The organism is Duganella sp. Leaf126, assembly GCF_001423125.1.
Taxonomy (GTDB): Bacteria; Pseudomonadota; Gammaproteobacteria; order Burkholderiales; family Burkholderiaceae_D; genus Rugamonas.
This window is the reverse complement of the sequence record NZ_LMNW01000003.1, coordinates 19,296-34,059: the sequence shown is the minus strand read 5'-3', so window position 1 is coordinate 34,059 and position 14,764 is coordinate 19,296. Positions and strand designations below refer to the sequence as shown.

Sequence of the window (14,764 nt, the reverse complement as noted above, 5' to 3'; positions counted from 1 at the left end):
GAGCCCCGCAACTTCGGTTGCGGGGCTTTTTTTTTACCAATGAGAAAAAGAGATATTTTTTCGGTGCTGAAATGCACCGTCTCCGAATGGTTTTCGCACCGCGCCGGCAGCATGGGCGCGGCGCTGGCGTTCTACACCCTGTTTTCGATGGCGCCGATCATCGTGCTGGTGCTGGCCATTGCCGGCTGGTTCTACGGGCCGCAGGCGGCGCAGGGCGAGCTGTTTGCCCAGCTTAACGCCCTGGTCGGGCGCCAGGGCGCGGAAGCGATCCAGCTGGTGCTGGCCGGCGCCCGCAACAAGGAGGAAGGCCAGCTGGCGACCCTGATCGCCTTCCTGCTGCTGATCTTCGGCGCCACTACGGTGTTTGCCGAACTCAAGTCCAGCCTGGACGTGATCTGGCAGGTGCCGCCGGTCACCACCAACACCGCCTGGGACGTGCTGCGCACCCGCCTGCTGTCGTTCGGCATGGTGCTGGTGCTGGCCTTCCTGCTGATGGTGTCGCTGGTGATCAGCGCGATCCTGACCATCGTGCAGAAGTACTGGGGGCGGATCTGGATCGATGCCGGCGAGGCGCTGACCGGCATCAACTACGCCATCAGCTTCCTGGTCATCGCTGCACTGTTCGGCGTGATCTTCAAGATGCTGCCGCGGGTAAAGCTGTCGTGGCAGGACGTCTGCATCGGCGCGCTCGGCACGGCTGCCCTGTTCACGCTGGGGAAATTTGCCATCGGCGCCTACATCGGCAACAGCGGCGTGGCCAGCAGCTATGGCGCGGCCGGCTCGGTGATCGCGCTGCTGCTGTGGGTGTATTACTCGGCGCAGATCTTCTTCCTCGGCGCCGAATTCGCCCGGCAGTACGCGCTGCAGCTGGGCAGCCTGAGCAACAAGGCGCCTACGCCGGCGCCGTCAGCAACGCAATAAAAAAAACGGGGTGCCGCCTGCGCAGCACCCCGTTTTCACACTGGCCGCCCTCGCCTACTCGCCCAGCAGTTCGGCCACCACTTCCATTCCCTCGACGCGCTCGGCCACCACCTTCACGATCACGATCACCGGCACGCCCAGCAGCAAGCCCCACACGCCCCACAGCCAGCCCCAGAACAGCAGGCTGACGAACACGGCAGCCGCATTCATGCGAGCGAAGCGGCCCGTCATCCAGGTGGTGATGATGGTGCCGACCAGGGTCGCGATCGCCAGCGAGGTGCCCATTACCAGCACGCTCATCTGGATCGATTCGAATTGCAGCAGCGCGACCAGGCCGGTGGCCAGCATGATCAGCAGCGGGCCGAAATACGGCATCAGGTGCAGCAGGCCGGCCACGATGGCCCAGGCCCCGGCATTTTCCAGGCCGATCCAGCGCAATGCCACCCACATCAGCACTGCCAGCATGCCGTTGGTCACCAGCAGCATCAGCATGTACTTCTGGATCGAGGTATTGATGTCTTCCAGGATGTGGACCGTGATCTTTTTCTTGGTCAGCGACGGCCCGGTGAGCTTGACCAGCTTGCGCTTGAAGGTGTCGCCGGACAGGAGCAGGAAGAACACCAGGAAGATCACCATGGTGGCCTGGCTCAGAAAGCCCATCAGGCCCATGGAGCCGGCCCATACCCAGTTCATCAGCGGAAATTCGGGGGACGTGGCCGGGACCGCCTTGCGCGCGGCGCGGCGCTCCTGGGCGCCGGCGGTGGCCTGCTGCAGCTCGGTGGCCACGGCCTGGATCCGCTGCAAGGCGCTGGAACTGCCATGCAGCCGTTCGCTGACCATTTTCGACAGCTTGTGGCCGGTGTTGGGCAGCTCGTCGACGATGGCCTCGAACTCGCCGTGCAGCTTGTCCACCACCACGGCGGCGCTGCCCACGATGACTGCCGTGATCAGGGTGGCCGCAATCGCGCGCGGCACCCGGCGCCGCGTCATCCAGCCCATCAGCGGGCTCAGCGTATAGCTGATCAGGATGCCGAGCAGCAGCGGCACCAGGAAATTGCGCGACCATTGCAAGGCCCACACGAAGGCCACGGTGGCGATGATGCCGAGCGCGACGCCGCGCGCGTTGACATGGATGGGAAAGCGCTGGAGCACACCGGGCTCGGCCTCGGTGGCAGTGGCCGGGCTGGGTGTGAGGGAGGCAGGTGGAAGGTCTGCAGGCTGCTGGCTCATGATGACTCACAATAAAATTACGGCGCGACACACCGAAGCATGCCGCGCCGACCGCGTCCATCCATGCGCGCGGCGCACGGACGGGTCTGCGAAACCGCCGAATTACTTCACGCGGATATCGTTCTTGACCGACATGACGCCTTTGACGCTGCGCGCCACTTCGCCAGCCTTGGCGACGTCGGCAGGCTGCGACACGAAGCCGCTCAGCTGCACGGTGCCCTTGAAGGTTTCCACGTTGATTTCGGTGGTTTTCAGGGTAGGCTCGTTGAAGATCGCAGCTTTAACCTTGGTGGTCACAACGCTGTCGTCAACGAATTCGCCCGTACCTTCCTTGGTTGGCGTGGAAGCGCAGCCTGCAGTAGCCAGCAGCGAGACGGTGAACAGTGCGGTAGCGATTTTGTGGGCGATTTTCATGGTGGTTCTCCTTGGTGTTTTGATCGAATCAGTTTGTCAGCCGAGCGGTGCATGCCTGGGGCGATGCAGGCCGCTGCTGCCGATGGAGACGTTTTACGCGCATCGCCCGGGCCCCTCTGTTCGGTATCGTACACACTTCCACATTTGGCAAAATCGCCACATTTATTTCGGGGAATTCCATGGTGCGGAAGCGCACAGACCGCTGGACGCCTTATGTCTATTCTGGACTTATTACTTTCAGGAGGACAACATGAATTCGAACCGCACCCTCGCCGTACTCGTACTGGCCGCCACCGCCGCCCTGACCGGCTGCGCGACCGGCAACCAAAACGGCGGCTACCGCCAGGCGCCTGGCTACGGTCAGCAAACCGGCTACCAGAACGAGGCGGCCAGCTATGGCACCATCGAATCGATCCAGGTACGCACGGTACAGGGCCAGAGCAGCGGCGCCGGCGCCGTTGCCGGCGGCGTGGTCGGCGCATTGCTGGGCAACCAGGTCGGTTCCGGTAACGGCCGCGCAGCTGCCACCGTAGCAGGCGCTGTCGCTGGCGGCCTGGTCGGCAACAATGTCGAAAACAACCGCAACGCACCGCGCGACGAGTACCAGATCAGCGTGCGCATGGACAACGGCGACTACCGCATGGTGAACCAAGACAGCGTGTATGACCTGCGCGTGGGCAACCGCGTGCGCCTGATCGACGGCCGCCTCTACCGCTATTAATCCGGGCCGGTCCGCCGGCGCCATCCCCCACATCCAATGACCTCGAGGAGAACACCATGGGCACCATCATACTGATCGTTCTGGTTCTGTTACTGGTGGGCGCTCTGCCTACCTGGCCGCACAGCCGCAACTGGGGCTATGCACCGAGCGGCATCACCGGCCTGCTGGTCGTGATCCTGCTGATCATGCTGCTGACCGGCCGCATCTGATCCGGAGGAGCCGCCATGACGCCATTCCGCACCCTGCAATGCGGCGCCGTGCTGGTTCTGTCCTGCGCGGCGTTTGCCGCGCAGGCACAAGCCCAGGCACCAGACAATACCCCGCCGCAGAACGTCCAGTTGCAGAAACAGGAGATCGCCCGCGGCGATCCGGCCCGCTGGCAGCGCGAAGATGTCACGCCCGCACAGAAGGAACGCACGCTGCGCAAGGAAATTGGCGCTGCGCTGGCCGAGGCCAAGCAGGCTTGCGCCAAGGGCCCCGCTGCCGAGCGCGACGCGTGCCTGAAGCAGGCGCAGGAAACCTACCGCCACGACATGGCCCAGGTGAGCGCCATCGTCGCCGACAACCGCTAAACAACCGCTGAACAATCGCTGAACACCGGGCACTGCACCACAACACGATCATCAAAGCATTCGGGCCCGTCAGCGTTAGCGCTGACGGGCCCGAATCTCGTTGACCGCTGAAGTGTCCGTACCGGTCAGGACGCGGAACGCTTGCGCTTGAGCAGCCATGCCACCCCGACGCCTGCCAGCGCCGCCACGCCCAGTACCGGCTTGATCAGACGCTTGCGCGCCAGGAACGAGCCGACCGTGAGGGCGTAAGGCATCAGCGCCTTGTAGTTAAAGTTGCTCAAGCCGCCCGGCGGCATCAGGCCGCCGAGGCGCGCCTGGGCCAGGCTCGCCACATGGTCCAGTGCGCCATGCATGAGCGCGTCGGGACGAATAGCTTGCGCCACCAGCGCCTTGGCGTGGACCACCTTGATGCGATACAGCTCGCCTTCGCGGATCAATCGTTCGATGTCGGCCGAAGCCGGATCATGTGCCTGTTTGCTCATCTGCTCTCCTTACAACAACATATCGCGGTCGGATTTGAGCTCGGCCATGGTAGCCGGCATCGACAGCTTGCCGGCACTGATCAGGCCACGCGCATACAGGATCAAGCCTATCGCCAGCAGCAGGAAAACGCCGGCCAGGATAGGCAGGATGAGCCAGCCCAGCGCGCTCCACGCCAGGTAACCCACCATGACTGTAAAGCACGCCAACGCAAAACAGCCGGCCACCAGGGCGACCGCAAACGCCACCACCAGTTGCAGCAGGTGGTTACGCACCTGCGACAGCTCGAGGGCGGCGAGTTCCAGCCGCGTCAGCAGCAGGCCCATGCTGTTGCGGGCGATGTTGCCCAGCGACGCGATCAGGCCGGGCGGACGGTTCACTTCGTCAGCTTGCGCCATCGGTTATTTACGGCCGATGATCACGCCCACCAGCAGGCCGATGGCTGCTGCACCGGCGATCGAACGCCATGGGTTTTCCTTGACATAGGCATCGGCCTGCTTGGCGGCTTCCTTGCTGGCCGCCACCGCGCTCACCTGCGCTTCGTGGGCTTTGGCCAGCGCCGAATCCAGCGCGCGCATGCCGCGGCCGCGCAGCTCGTCGGCCTTTTCGCCGGTCAGTGCAGTGGCGGCGGTGAACAGTGCTTGGGCGTCCTTGACCAGAGTTTTCACGTCGTTATTCACGGTGCTGATATTTTGTTCCAACATAATGATGCTCCTGTTATGGTTGTGAGAAGTGAAAACTGTACAACAATTTCACCAACTGGCCTATTCTCTTATTCAAGCAGATCGCGCATATCGTCTGCGTGTTCTTCTTCCACGGCCATGATGCTGATCAAAAGATGGCGCGTGGTCGGGTCGGTATCGCCGATCTGTTCGATCATCTGGCGGTACGACTCGATCGCCACGCGTTCGGCGATCAGGTTGGCGCGGATCATCGCCTGCACGTCTTCCGACGCATCGTATTCGGCGTGGCTGCGCGCCAGCAGCGTGGCAGGATTGAAGTCGGGCTGACCGTTGAGCTGAACGATGCGTTCGGCCAGCGAGTCGGCGTGCTCCTGCTCCTGGTTGGCGTGCTCGAGGAATTCGGCCTTGATCGGACCGTTCTGCAGGCCGCTGACCGTGTAGTAGTGGCGCTTGTAGCGCATCACGCAAACCAGCTCGGTAGCCAGCGCGTCGTTGAGCATCTTGACCACGGCTTCGCGGTCGCCCTTGTAGCCTTCGGTGACCGGGCCGTCTTCGAGGTTGCGCGCTGCTGCACGAATGGCGTCACGATCGATGCCTGCCGGATGGGTGGGATTGGATTCAGCCATGATATAAGTCCTTTGAGAGTGATGGGATTAACGACGATTAGTGATCCGTGCGCCGTTTTGCGACAGCACGATTTCCACGCGGCGATTCAGTTGACGGCCGGCGGCGTCGTTATTGCCGGCCACAGGGTAGGCAGCGCCATAGCCCTTGGTAGAGATTTTGCTGCTCGGTATGCCCATGCCGGTCAGGGCCTGGCGCACGGCGTCGGCGCGGCGCTGCGACAGGTCGAGGTTGTGCGCCGAGCTGCCGGTCGAGTCGGTGAAGCCTTCGATCAGCACCACGCTTTTCGGTTCCTGCGCCAGCACGTCGGCCACTTTTTGCGCGGTGCGCATGCCTTCGGCGCTCAGTTCGGCCTTGTCGACGTTGAACAGCACGTCGTTCAGGGTAATCACCAGGCCGCGGTCGGTCTGCTTGGCCTGCAGGTCGTTGAGCTGCTGCTGCAGTGCTGCAGCCTTGGCCTGCTCGTCGCGCGCGGAGGCGGCAGCGGCATCGGCCTGCTGACGGGCAGCGTCCGCCTCGGCCTTGGCGCGGTCGGCCGCCATGCGCGCCTTGTCCGCTTCGGCGGTGCGCGCTTCGAGGCGCACCTCATCGCGCTGGCGGCTCGCTTGCGCCACATTGGCTTCCGCCTGCTTCTGCTTGGTCACTTCCTGGGCCACGGCAATCTTTTGCTTGGCGATATACGCCAGCTTGTCGATGTCTGCCAGGCTTTCGCGCTGGGCGGCAGCAGCGTTGGCGCGGTCCAGCGCATCGGCAGCGGCCTTGAATTCGACCGGCGCGCTGGCGGCAACGGCAGGGTTGCTCTGGGCAGCGACGAAGTCGCTGCGGGCGCCGTCGAGTTCGCTGGTGGTGATCGGGGCGCTGCTGCAGGCGGACAGGACGATTGCCACGGCCACGGCGGCAGGCAGGGTGCGCAGTTTGGTCATCAATTTCATATCGGGCTCCGAGGTATTTTTATTGTTGCTGGTTGCTGCGATTGACTTCGTCGCGCAGCATGCGGATGCTTTGCTGCAGCTCGTCGGCGGCAGCAGTGGCCTTGGCAGAATTGGCCTTGCTCTGGGCCAGCTGGGCGTCGGCCTGGGCCTGCGCTGCCAGGTCTTGCGCCAGCTTGTAATCCTTGGCGGCCAGCGCCTGGTTGGCGCGCATCATCTTGTCGCGGGCCGATTTCATTTCTTCGGGCGCCAGGTCGGCAGCACCGGCCGAGGTGGCGTTGGCCACGGCGGCGCGCGAAACGGCGACGTCTGCGGTGGCCGGGGTCTTCTCGCTGGCGCAAGCGGCCAGACAGAGCAGCGCCAGCGCGCCGCACATCACTTTGAATTTTTGCTGAACCTGGTTCATTTATTGTTCTCCTCGAGAATATTGAACTGACAAATAACGTTATAGGCGCATGCCCCGGCACGCTCAGTTCGGTGCCGCACATAGGGTCGATGCCCTGCCCTGCCTGCACGCGGTAAGTGCGCTGGCGCACCCGGGCGGCCGGCGCTGGACGTCCTGTGTAGAATGCGACCACCTTCCCGCCCCGGACACCGCCATGCCTCACGCCCGCCGCCGCCGCTACACCCGTATCGCCCTGCTGGCGACCGGCGCCGGCCTGGCCACCGCGGCCGCACTGGCGCTGGTGCTGGCAGCCGTGCTGGCTTGCTACGACTGGAACCGCGCACGGCCGTGGATCAGCGCGCGCATCGGTGCGGCGATCGACCGGCCGTTTTCGATCCGCGGCCCGCTGACGCTGGCCTGGCGCCAGCCCGCTGCAGGGCCAGCGTCGTCATGGCGCGACCGGCTGCCGATGCCGCAGCTGGTGGCGCGCGATGTGCACATCGGCCAGCCGGCCGCCATGCCGGGCGGCGGCGAGTTTGCCAACGTGGGCCAGTTCGCGTTCGCGGTGGAATTGCTGCCGCTGCTGCAGCAGCGCATCGTGGTGCCGGTACTGCGCTTCGAGCAGCCGCAACTGTGGCTGCTGCGCGATGCGGCAGGCCGCAACAACTGGACCTTCCACCGCGACGACCGCCAACCGGGCTGGCAGCTGGCGGTGCAGCGCGTGGTGCTGGCGCGCGGCGTGGTCCACTACCGCGACGCGGCCACCCATGTCGATGCCGTCGCCACGGTCGAGAGCATCGCCAACGACCAGACCTACGGCGTGGCATGGACGCTGCAAGGCAAATGGAACGAACAGGCCATCGCCGGCAGCGGCAAGTCGGGCGCCGTGCTGGGCCTGCAGGAACACGCGGCGCCGTTTCCACTGGCCGCCAGCGTCGATGTCGGCGGCACGCGCATCGCCGCCGAAGGCACGCTCACCCGTCCGTCCGCCCTCACCGCGCTCGACCTGAAACTCGAGATGTCCGGGCCCAGCATGGCGCGCCTGTACGGCATCACCGGCGTGCTGCTGCCGGAAACACCGCCGTTCGCCACCGGGGGCCGGCTGCTGGGCGCCATCGACCGCGCCGGCAGCCACTGGATTTACCGCGACTTTACCGGCCGCGTGGGCAGCAGCGACATCGCCGGCAAGCTCGACTACCGCTCCGCGGCGCCGCGTCCGCTGCTGACCGGCACGGTCAGTTCGACACTGCTGCAGTTCGACGACCTGGGACCGCTGGTGGGGGCCGACTCGAATGCCAGCCGCGCGGCGCGCGGCGTCGAGACGGTCCAGCCGCGCAACAAGGTGCTGCCGGTGGAAGCGTTCCGCAAGGACCGCTGGACCGCGCTCGACGCCGATGTCAGGCTGACCGCGCAGCGCATCACGCGCGGCCGGGGCCTGCCGGTGCAACAGGTCGAGACGCTGGTGCACATGAAGGATGGCGTGCTCTCGCTCAATCCGCTCAAGTTCGACATCGCCGGCGGCAGTTTTGTTTCCGACATCGTGCTCGATGGCAGCGGCAGGACCGATCCGCACGCGATCCGCGCCCAGCTCAAGGCCGACCTGCGCCGGTTGCAGCTCAAGCAGCTGTTTACCGATATCGACGGCATGCGCGCCACCGTGGGCGAGGTCAACGCCGAGGTCGCGCTGACTGCCCGCGGCAATTCCGTGGCCGACCTGCTCGGCTCGTCCAATGGCAACGTCAAGGGCGCGGTGCGCGGCGGCAGCGTGAGCAAGCTGCTGCTCGAGGAAATGGGCTTGAACCTCGGCAGCGTGGCGCTCACGCGCCTGTTCGGCGACGAGCAGGTCCGGCTCAACTGCCTGGTGGCCGACTTCGGCGTGCGCGACGGCCTGATGCGGTCGCGCCGGTTCGTGGTGGACACGGCCGACGCCGTCATCGATGCCAACGGCACGGTCAACCTGGCCAACGAACAACTCGACTTCACCCTGAAACCGGACGCCAAGAGCATGCGCATCCTGTCGCTGCGTTCGCCCATCTATGTGCGCGGCACGTTCAAGAACACCGACATCAGCGTCGACAAGGGCAGCATGGCGCTGCGCGCCGGCGGCGCGGCAGCGCTGGCGCTGGTGGCGCCGGTGACCGCCCTGGCGCCGCTGGTCAGCCCCCGGCCGTCGCGGACGGCCAACTGCGCGGCGCTGCTGTCCCATGGCCCGGCACACTAGGCCGCGCCGAGCGCGATCAGCACGATGGGTAACAAGGGTAACAAGGTGTTTCAAGGTGCGCTGGCTAACGGTCGCGGTGTGCAACAAGCAGTACTCTTGAACCATCGGCGCGGATGAGCCTGCGCCTTGATCAGCCAACTGAGGAGAAGAAAATGAATACGATGAAACGTGCAGCGTCGGCAGCAGCAGTAGTGGTCGCCACCCTGAGCCTGACGGCTTGCGCCGGCATGTCCAACCAGGACCGTAACACTGCCGTGGGCGCTGGCGTCGGCGCAGTGGCCGGCTCGGTACTGACCGGCGGCAGCGCCGTGGGCACGGTTGGCGGCGCAGCGGTCGGCGGCGTGATCGGCAACCAGGTGCAAAAACCTAGCCGCTGACCTGCGCATCGCCATGCATCGTCCGCCATGCCTGCCCAGCGGGATGGCGGATTTTTAGTGGCCGCATGGCCGCAGAGTGGGACCCGACAGGCCAGCAACGGGCACTGGACAGCGCGGAATTATTCGAAGACGTGCGACATGCCGATCACGCCCTCGTCCTTGACCAGCTCGTAGCAACGGCACGAGACCGCTTCCAGTCCTGCTGCATCGAGGATCTCGATATTGCCGCGGCTGTAGGTGATCAGCTTTTGCTGCTGCAGTGCGCTGGCTGCCTTGGTGACGCCGACCCGGCGCACGCCGAGCGCGTGGGCCAGGAATTCGTGGGTCAGGTGGAATTTGTCGGACTGCAGCCGATCGCGGGTGATCAGCAGCGAGCGCGCCAGCCGCGCCTCGAGCACGTGGAAACGGCTGCACACGGCGATCTGTATCGCTTGCGCCAGCAGCGTGTCGGTGTAGCGGTGCAGCAGACGCTGCAGCGGTTCCATGCGCGCATACACCTGGCGGAATTCGCTCGCGTCCATGCGCACGGCACGTCCTGCCCGCTGCACCACGGCCCGCACCTGCGCCAGTTCGTGACCGAGCACCACCGGGGCGCCGATCATGCCCTCGCGGCCGACTGAGCCGACCTCGAGCGTCATACGTCCCTCGGCCACGGCCAGCAGCGACAGCAGGCAGTCGATCGGGAAGTACACATGTCGCACGGCCTGGCCCGGCTCATGAAGCACCTCGCCCACTTCCACGCGGACGACTTCGCCGATGCGGGCCAGCTGGCCCTGCTCTTCTTCAGGCAAATTCGACAGTAAACGATTTGCCAGCGCGCGCGATGGGCTCCTGTCGTCGTCGGCAAGGTGGGGGTGATAGGTATGCATGGACTTAGCGTAACGGCAATGATTTGGAACGTATGTACGCTGACGCACGGAATCAAAGCCGGCCCAGCGCGACAATGTGCGGTGCTGCACATAGTCGCAAATGAACTGCAATAACGGCGACTAAAAGTCACAAAAAAGTCACACCTTAAAAAAAATTTTCAGAAAAAGTACTGCACGAGGAAACATCATGAACACCCCTACCCCATCCGCCAAGTCCACCCTGCATCCGATGCTGCTGATTGCCGCCGTGGCCGTGATCCTGTTCTGCGGTGTCGGCACGGCAGCCCTGATGGGCTGGCTGCCGAAGTCGGAAGCCAATGCCAACCTGGCGCCGGTGGCCGGCCAGCCGGCGCCTGGCGAACCGCAGCCCGGCAGCCAGCAGCTGGCTGCCCAGCCGGCGCCGGTGCCGCTGGCCGCGAACAGCCTGGCACCACGCGACAGCGAACGCGTACAGCCGCAAGCGGCAGCCCCGGCCGTCTGCACCAGTTGCGGCGTGGTGACGTCGGTGCGCTCGATCGAACACCGTCCGCAAGGCAGCGGCGTCGGCGCGGCCGGCGGCGCCATTCTCGGTGGCATTCTGGGGCACCAGGTCGGTGGCGGTCACGGCCGGCAACTGGCCACCGTGGCCGGCGCAGTCGGCGGTGCAGTGGCCGGCAACCAGATCGAAGGCCACATGAATACCACGCACTCGTGGCAGGTCACGGTAGGCATGGACAATGGCACCCGCCGCACGTTCAACTTCGGCTCGCAGCCGTCGTGGCGCGAGGGCGACCAGGTCAAGGTAATTAACGGTAAGCTGCGGGCGGCGAATTAATGTGAAAGACGGCCACCTGAGGGGGCATCGAAAGACCGTCGGGCGCCCCCTTAATGTTGAGTTAAGTTAGCAGTGTCCTATTTACGTGGGACAGCGTACAGAAGAATTGGATGGTTATAAAGATAATAGATTCCAAGATACGAACGAACAGTTCGACATCGCTTCGATGCCCACTGCGGACGTCACAACATAACCAAGGAGAGAAACATGCTCTATACCATCGCTGTAATTCTGCTTATCCTGTGGCTGCTGGGCCTGGTCACTTCGTACACCATCGGCGGCTTCATCCACGTGCTGCTGGTCGTTGCCATCATCATGGTTCTGCTGCGCCTGATCAGCGGTCGCGGCGTCTAGTACGCAACAACCGAAGTCGTTGACAAGAAGCGGCGCCCCACCCTCGCGGTGGTGCGCCGTTTTTCCATTTGCTCTGAAAGGAACACCATGAAACGTCGTGCTCTTACCGTTACGCTGACTTTTCCCGCCCTGCTGCTCGGCGCGCTGGCGCAGGCGCAAACCGTCAAGCCTGGCCTGTGGGAAACCAGCAGCAAGGTGTCCACCGCCGATATCCAGACCAGCGCCGCCCTGGACATGGCCATGCAGCAGCTGGGCAACCTGCCCCCGGCGCAGAAGGCGCAGATGGATGCATTCCTGGCCAAGAACGGGGTGTCGTCGCCCACCGTGGGCAGCGATGGCGCCATCGCCGTGCGCGCCTGCGTGACACCCGAGATGGCCGCCAGAAAGGAATTACCGTTGAACCAGAAAGGCCAGTGCACGTCCACCAGCACGCCGGTTTCCGGCGGCCTGGACGTGACGTTTACCTGCAAGGAGCCGGCGTCGAGCGGGCGCGGACAGGTGACCTTCGTGGACGACCAGCATTACAAGATGGTGATGGACGTGACGACTACCGCTACCGGCAGCCGGCAGGACGTCAAGGTCAACTCGACCGGGCGCTGGATCGCCGCCAGTTGCCCGGCCAAGCCCTAGAACGAGTGACGCAGGCCGACGTTGATCGCGTGGTCGCCCCGGCCGCGGTTGGTGGCGTCGCCGACGCCATAGCCGGCGCCGTTGCGGTTGCGGATCTTGGCCAGCGCCGCATACACATCGGTGCGGCGGGACATGGCGTAGCTGGCGCCCACGGCCAGCTGGTCGGCGTCGCGGTTGGCCAGCCCCTGGTCATCCTTGTGGATGTACGAAGCCAGGAAAGTGGTCGCACCCATCGGCACCGACACGCCGAACAGCGCATCGCGGCTGCGATCGGTCGGCAGCGATTGCGCCATGGCCCCGTAGGGATTGGACATGTCCCACTGGTTGCCGACGTCGCCCCGGCTGCGGCCGTAGGCGGCATAACCGACCACGCCGCCGAAATCGATATTGGCGGCGATCAGCGAGTTGCGCGCCGACTGGTCCACGGCCGGGGTGGTGCCGCTGGCCTCGAGCATATTGTTCTTGCGCTGGTGGCTGATGCTGATGTTGACCGGGCCGCTGGCGTAACCGAGGGTGGCGCCGTAAGCACGGTTGACCTTGCTGCTGAACTGCGACTCGCCGAAGCTGTAGATCACCGAGCCGATGAAGCCGCTGCGGCTGCGCGGCGACTTGTACTTGATGGAATTGTCGTAGCGCTTGGTGGTGTAGCCAACCAGGTTGCCCGCATTGCCGGCCATGCCGCCGTGGAACGGATCGGCCACGTCGGTCAGCGTCTCGTACACCAGGTTGTACTGGCGGCCCATGGTGACCACGCCCAGCGGCCCGTCGATGCCCACGAAAGCCTGGCGGCCGAACAGCTTGCCGTCATGCTCGTTGGTGCCGGTGTCGTTTTTCACGCCCGCTTCGAGCGTGTAGACGGCCGACGTGCCGCGGCCCAGGTCTTCGCGGCCACGGATGCCGAGGCGCGAACCGGAAGCGATACCGCTGTCGATGCGGGGGCGGGCGCAATCGCCCTGGCAACCGCCGTCGGCCACCACGCCGGCATCGAGCAGACCATACACCTCGACCGGCGGCGTTTGCGCCGCTGCGGTCCAGGGCGCCAGCAATGCCAGCGTCAGGCAGTGTTGGGTAAGGGTCGGTTTCATGATCAGCGATGAAAAGTGAGATGAGCTCATGATAGGCCGCTGCGGTGCGCCGTTCTGTGCGCATCACAACCTAAGCGGGCCTCAGCCGGCACGCACCCAGGCCCTCACTTTGACCGCCAGTTGGTTTATAGTGGGACTCTACCTGCGAAAGGGCACCGCCATGCAAGCGCAATACGACAGCAAACGTTGTACGCCTGAACAGGCGCTGGACTACCTGCGCGACGGCGACACCATCATCGTGCCCACCGGCGCCGGCGAGCCGCCGGCGCTGCTGCACGCGCTGTCGGACCAGCGCAGGCGCTTTCGCGACGTCAAAGTCGCGCAAATCCTGGCCATGCGCAAATACGGCTACTTCGACTGCGACACCGTGCAGCACGTGCGCCACGTGGCCCTGTTCTTCGGCGGCGCCTCGCGCGCGGCGGGGCAAGCCGGCTGGGCCGATTTCGTGCCCGCCTATTTTTCCGAGCTGCCCAGTTTGATCGAACGCAGCCTGGTGCCGGCCGACGTGGTGTTCTCGCTGGCCTCGCCCATGGATGAATACGGCAACTTCGCGTTGAGCCTCGGCGCCGACTACACGATGGCCGCCCTGCGCAAGGCGCGCGCGATCATATTGGAGGTCAATCCCAACGTGCCCACCGCCCACGGCAACTGCATCGTCCACCTGTCGCAGGTCACGGCGCTGGTGGAAAGCGCGGAACCGGTGATCGAAGTGGGCCTGCCCGCCATCGGCCCGGTGCAGGAAGCGATCGGCAAGCTGGTGGCCGACCTGATCGACGACGGCTCCACCCTGCAGATCGGCTACGGCGGCATTCCGGACGCGGTGGTGATGCAGCTCACCAGCAAGAAAGACCTGGGCGTGCATACCGAGATGATCGGCGACGGCATCCTCAGGCTGGTCGAGTGCGGCGCGGTCAACAACAGCCGCAAGACTTTCATGCCCGGCAAGATGGTGGCGACCTTCGCGCTCGGCTCGCGCCGGCTGTACGACTTCATGCACGACAATCCGATGCTGGAAATGCACCCGGTCGATTTCACCAACGACCCTTACCTGGCCGGGCAAAACGCCAACATGGTGGCGATCAACGCCAGCCTGCAGGTCGACCTGCTGGGCCAGTGCGGGTCCGAGAGCCTGGCCCACCTGCCCTATTCCGGCACCGGCGGCCAGGTCGATTTCGTGCGCGCGGCCAACCGCTCGCGCGGCGGCAAGGCCTTCATCGTGCTGCCCTCGACCGCCAAGGACGGCGCCGTGTCGCGCATCGTCCCCACGCTCACGCCGGGCACCCACGTTACCACCGGCAAGAACGACGTCAACTACGTGGTCACCGAATACGGCGTGGCCCAGCTGCGCGGCAAGACCGCCCACCAGCGCGCCGAGGCGCTGATTGCCATCGCCCACCCGGACTTCCGCCACGAGCTGCGCCAGGCCGCGCAAAAAATCATGTTGTGCTGACGCCA

Annotated in this window: 20 protein-coding genes; 10 read left to right on the top strand and 10 right to left on the bottom strand. The window is 64.9% G+C overall.

All coding sequences use genetic code 11. From position 1 onward, the window contains the following. Positions 1-39 precede the first annotated feature (39 nt). Positions 40-921 (top strand): YihY/virulence factor BrkB family protein, encoded by an 882-nt coding sequence (locus ASF61_RS04430; RefSeq protein WP_056151631.1) that lies wholly within the window; start codon positions 40-42, stop codon positions 919-921. Positions 922-975: 54 nt separating this feature from the next. On the opposite strand, the gene ASF61_RS04425 is transcribed toward ASF61_RS04430, so the two are convergent. Both ASF61_RS04425 and ASF61_RS04420 read right to left on the bottom strand, forming a co-directional pair. Next, complete coding sequence (locus ASF61_RS04425; protein ID WP_373994525.1) at positions 976-2,151, bottom strand: AI-2E family transporter; 1,176 nt, start codon at positions 2,149-2,151, stop codon at positions 976-978. A 102-nt stretch (positions 2,152-2,253) separates the two neighbouring features. Next, complete coding sequence (locus ASF61_RS04420) at positions 2,254-2,565, bottom strand: BON domain-containing protein (RefSeq protein WP_056151627.1); 312 nt, start codon at positions 2,563-2,565, stop codon at positions 2,254-2,256. 250 nt (positions 2,566-2,815) lie between these two features. Between ASF61_RS04420 and ASF61_RS04415 the strand changes: the two genes are divergently transcribed. Genes ASF61_RS04415 through ASF61_RS04410 form a run of 3 tightly spaced genes read left to right on the top strand, consistent with a single transcriptional unit; the run spans position 2,816 to position 3,858 of the window. Continuing rightward, positions 2,816-3,286 carry a glycine zipper 2TM domain-containing protein gene (locus ASF61_RS04415; protein WP_056151624.1) on the top strand — a complete coding sequence of 157 codons (471 nt, stop codon included), beginning with the start codon at positions 2,816-2,818 and terminating at the stop codon, positions 3,284-3,286. Between the two features lie 56 nt (positions 3,287-3,342). After that, positions 3,343-3,495, top strand: coding sequence for a DUF3309 family protein (locus ASF61_RS22570; RefSeq protein WP_082491203.1), 153 nt, complete (start codon positions 3,343-3,345; stop codon positions 3,493-3,495). Positions 3,496-3,510: 15 nt separating this feature from the next. Then, positions 3,511-3,858: a hypothetical protein gene (locus tag ASF61_RS04410; RefSeq protein ID WP_056151621.1), complete on the top strand. Its 348-nt coding sequence runs from the start codon at positions 3,511-3,513 to the stop codon at positions 3,856-3,858. Positions 3,859-3,983: 125 nt separating this feature from the next. Here the strand turns inward: ASF61_RS04410 and ASF61_RS04405 are convergent, their stop codons facing one another. The 6 genes from ASF61_RS04405 to ASF61_RS04380 all read right to left on the bottom strand — a co-directional run bounded on the left by ASF61_RS04405 (position 3,984) and on the right by ASF61_RS04380 (position 6,980). Next, a complete protein-coding gene (locus tag ASF61_RS04405) occupies positions 3,984-4,340 on the bottom strand; it encodes a hypothetical protein (protein ID WP_056151619.1) in 357 nt (118 codons plus the stop codon). Positions 4,341-4,349: 9 nt separating this feature from the next. Continuing rightward, positions 4,350-4,736: a phage holin family protein gene (locus ASF61_RS04400; RefSeq protein WP_200919799.1), complete on the bottom strand. Its 387-nt coding sequence runs from the start codon at positions 4,734-4,736 to the stop codon at positions 4,350-4,352. 3 nt (positions 4,737-4,739) lie between these two features. Continuing rightward, entirely contained in the window at positions 4,740-5,042 is a 303-nt protein-coding gene (locus ASF61_RS04395; RefSeq protein ID WP_056151617.1) for a YqjD family protein, read from the bottom strand. A gap of 68 nt (positions 5,043-5,110) precedes the next feature. Further along, a complete protein-coding gene (locus ASF61_RS04390) occupies positions 5,111-5,647 on the bottom strand; it encodes a bacterioferritin (RefSeq protein WP_056151614.1) in 537 nt (178 codons plus the stop codon). Positions 5,648-5,674: 27 nt separating this feature from the next. Then, positions 5,675-6,577 carry an OmpA family protein gene (locus ASF61_RS04385; RefSeq protein WP_056151611.1) on the bottom strand — a complete coding sequence of 301 codons (903 nt, stop codon included), beginning with the start codon at positions 6,575-6,577 and terminating at the stop codon, positions 5,675-5,677. A 19-nt stretch (positions 6,578-6,596) separates the two neighbouring features. Further along, a complete protein-coding gene (locus tag ASF61_RS04380) occupies positions 6,597-6,980 on the bottom strand; it encodes a DUF4398 domain-containing protein (RefSeq protein WP_056151608.1) in 384 nt (127 codons plus the stop codon). 193 nt (positions 6,981-7,173) lie between these two features. Here ASF61_RS04380 and ASF61_RS04375 point away from each other — a divergent pair, with 193 nt between their 5' ends. Both ASF61_RS04375 and ASF61_RS04370 read left to right on the top strand, forming a co-directional pair. Continuing rightward, positions 7,174-9,180: an AsmA family protein gene (locus ASF61_RS04375; protein WP_056151605.1), complete on the top strand. Its 2,007-nt coding sequence runs from the start codon at positions 7,174-7,176 to the stop codon at positions 9,178-9,180. Between the two features lie 152 nt (positions 9,181-9,332). After that, entirely contained in the window at positions 9,333-9,557 is a 225-nt protein-coding gene (locus tag ASF61_RS04370; RefSeq protein ID WP_056151602.1) for a glycine zipper 2TM domain-containing protein, read from the top strand. Positions 9,558-9,676: 119 nt separating this feature from the next. Here ASF61_RS04370 and ASF61_RS04365 read toward each other — a convergent pair whose 3' ends face one another. Continuing rightward, positions 9,677-10,426 (bottom strand): Crp/Fnr family transcriptional regulator, encoded by a 750-nt coding sequence (locus ASF61_RS04365; RefSeq protein ID WP_056151599.1) that lies wholly within the window; start codon positions 10,424-10,426, stop codon positions 9,677-9,679. Between the two features lie 187 nt (positions 10,427-10,613). Here ASF61_RS04365 and ASF61_RS04360 point away from each other — a divergent pair, with 187 nt between their 5' ends. From ASF61_RS04360 to ASF61_RS04355, 3 genes are all read left to right on the top strand, one after another. After that, complete coding sequence (locus tag ASF61_RS04360; protein WP_056151596.1) at positions 10,614-11,240, top strand: glycine zipper 2TM domain-containing protein; 627 nt, start codon at positions 10,614-10,616, stop codon at positions 11,238-11,240. Between the two features lie 207 nt (positions 11,241-11,447). Continuing rightward, positions 11,448-11,594, top strand: a complete 147-nt coding sequence (locus ASF61_RS23140; RefSeq protein ID WP_156369451.1) for a lmo0937 family membrane protein — start codon at positions 11,448-11,450, stop codon at positions 11,592-11,594. Between the two features lie 87 nt (positions 11,595-11,681). Next, on the top strand, positions 11,682-12,224 hold the full coding sequence (locus ASF61_RS04355) for a DUF3617 domain-containing protein (protein ID WP_056151593.1): 543 nt from the start codon (positions 11,682-11,684) through the stop codon (positions 12,222-12,224). Here the strand turns inward: ASF61_RS04355 and ASF61_RS04350 are convergent. After that, a complete protein-coding gene (locus ASF61_RS04350; RefSeq protein WP_056151591.1) occupies positions 12,221-13,309 on the bottom strand; it encodes a porin in 1,089 nt (362 codons plus the stop codon). The genes ASF61_RS04355 and ASF61_RS04350 overlap by 4 nt on opposite strands. 160 nt (positions 13,310-13,469) lie before the next feature. Between ASF61_RS04350 and ASF61_RS04345 the strand changes: the two genes are divergently transcribed. After that, positions 13,470-14,759 carry an acetyl-CoA hydrolase/transferase family protein gene (locus tag ASF61_RS04345; protein WP_056151588.1) on the top strand — a complete coding sequence of 430 codons (1,290 nt, stop codon included), beginning with the start codon at positions 13,470-13,472 and terminating at the stop codon, positions 14,757-14,759. The last annotated feature ends 5 nt before the right edge of the window (positions 14,760-14,764 follow it).

What these genes read in the sequence shown, in the direction of transcription:
- ASF61_RS04430 (WP_056151631.1), top strand. Translation starts at nt 40, where the DNA reads ATGAGAAAAAGAGATATTTTTTCGGTGCTGAAATGCACCGTCTCCGAA.
- ASF61_RS04425 (WP_373994525.1), bottom strand. Translation starts at nt 2,151, where the DNA reads ATGAGCCAGCAGCCTGCAGACCTTCCACCTGCCTCCCTCACACCCAGC.
- ASF61_RS04420 (WP_056151627.1), bottom strand. Translation starts at nt 2,565, where the DNA reads ATGAAAATCGCCCACAAAATCGCTACCGCACTGTTCACCGTCTCGCTG.
- ASF61_RS04415 (WP_056151624.1), top strand. Translation starts at nt 2,816, where the DNA reads ATGAATTCGAACCGCACCCTCGCCGTACTCGTACTGGCCGCCACCGCC.
- ASF61_RS22570 (WP_082491203.1), top strand. Translation starts at nt 3,343, where the DNA reads ATGGGCACCATCATACTGATCGTTCTGGTTCTGTTACTGGTGGGCGCT.
- ASF61_RS04410 (WP_056151621.1), top strand. Translation starts at nt 3,511, where the DNA reads ATGACGCCATTCCGCACCCTGCAATGCGGCGCCGTGCTGGTTCTGTCC.
- ASF61_RS04405 (WP_056151619.1), bottom strand. Translation starts at nt 4,340, where the DNA reads ATGAGCAAACAGGCACATGATCCGGCTTCGGCCGACATCGAACGATTG.
- ASF61_RS04400 (WP_200919799.1), bottom strand. Translation starts at nt 4,736, where the DNA reads ATGGCGCAAGCTGACGAAGTGAACCGTCCGCCCGGCCTGATCGCGTCG.
- ASF61_RS04395 (WP_056151617.1), bottom strand. Translation starts at nt 5,042, where the DNA reads ATGTTGGAACAAAATATCAGCACCGTGAATAACGACGTGAAAACTCTG.
- ASF61_RS04390 (WP_056151614.1), bottom strand. Translation starts at nt 5,647, where the DNA reads ATGGCTGAATCCAATCCCACCCATCCGGCAGGCATCGATCGTGACGCC.
- ASF61_RS04385 (WP_056151611.1), bottom strand. Translation starts at nt 6,577, where the DNA reads ATGAAATTGATGACCAAACTGCGCACCCTGCCTGCCGCCGTGGCCGTG.
- ASF61_RS04380 (WP_056151608.1), bottom strand. Translation starts at nt 6,980, where the DNA reads ATGAACCAGGTTCAGCAAAAATTCAAAGTGATGTGCGGCGCGCTGGCG.
- ASF61_RS04375 (WP_056151605.1), top strand. Translation starts at nt 7,174, where the DNA reads ATGCCTCACGCCCGCCGCCGCCGCTACACCCGTATCGCCCTGCTGGCG.
- ASF61_RS04370 (WP_056151602.1), top strand. Translation starts at nt 9,333, where the DNA reads ATGAATACGATGAAACGTGCAGCGTCGGCAGCAGCAGTAGTGGTCGCC.
- ASF61_RS04365 (WP_056151599.1), bottom strand. Translation starts at nt 10,426, where the DNA reads ATGCATACCTATCACCCCCACCTTGCCGACGACGACAGGAGCCCATCG.
- ASF61_RS04360 (WP_056151596.1), top strand. Translation starts at nt 10,614, where the DNA reads ATGAACACCCCTACCCCATCCGCCAAGTCCACCCTGCATCCGATGCTG.
- ASF61_RS23140 (WP_156369451.1), top strand. Translation starts at nt 11,448, where the DNA reads ATGCTCTATACCATCGCTGTAATTCTGCTTATCCTGTGGCTGCTGGGC.
- ASF61_RS04355 (WP_056151593.1), top strand. Translation starts at nt 11,682, where the DNA reads ATGAAACGTCGTGCTCTTACCGTTACGCTGACTTTTCCCGCCCTGCTG.
- ASF61_RS04350 (WP_056151591.1), bottom strand. Translation starts at nt 13,309, where the DNA reads ATGAAACCGACCCTTACCCAACACTGCCTGACGCTGGCATTGCTGGCG.
- ASF61_RS04345 (WP_056151588.1), top strand. Translation starts at nt 13,470, where the DNA reads ATGCAAGCGCAATACGACAGCAAACGTTGTACGCCTGAACAGGCGCTG.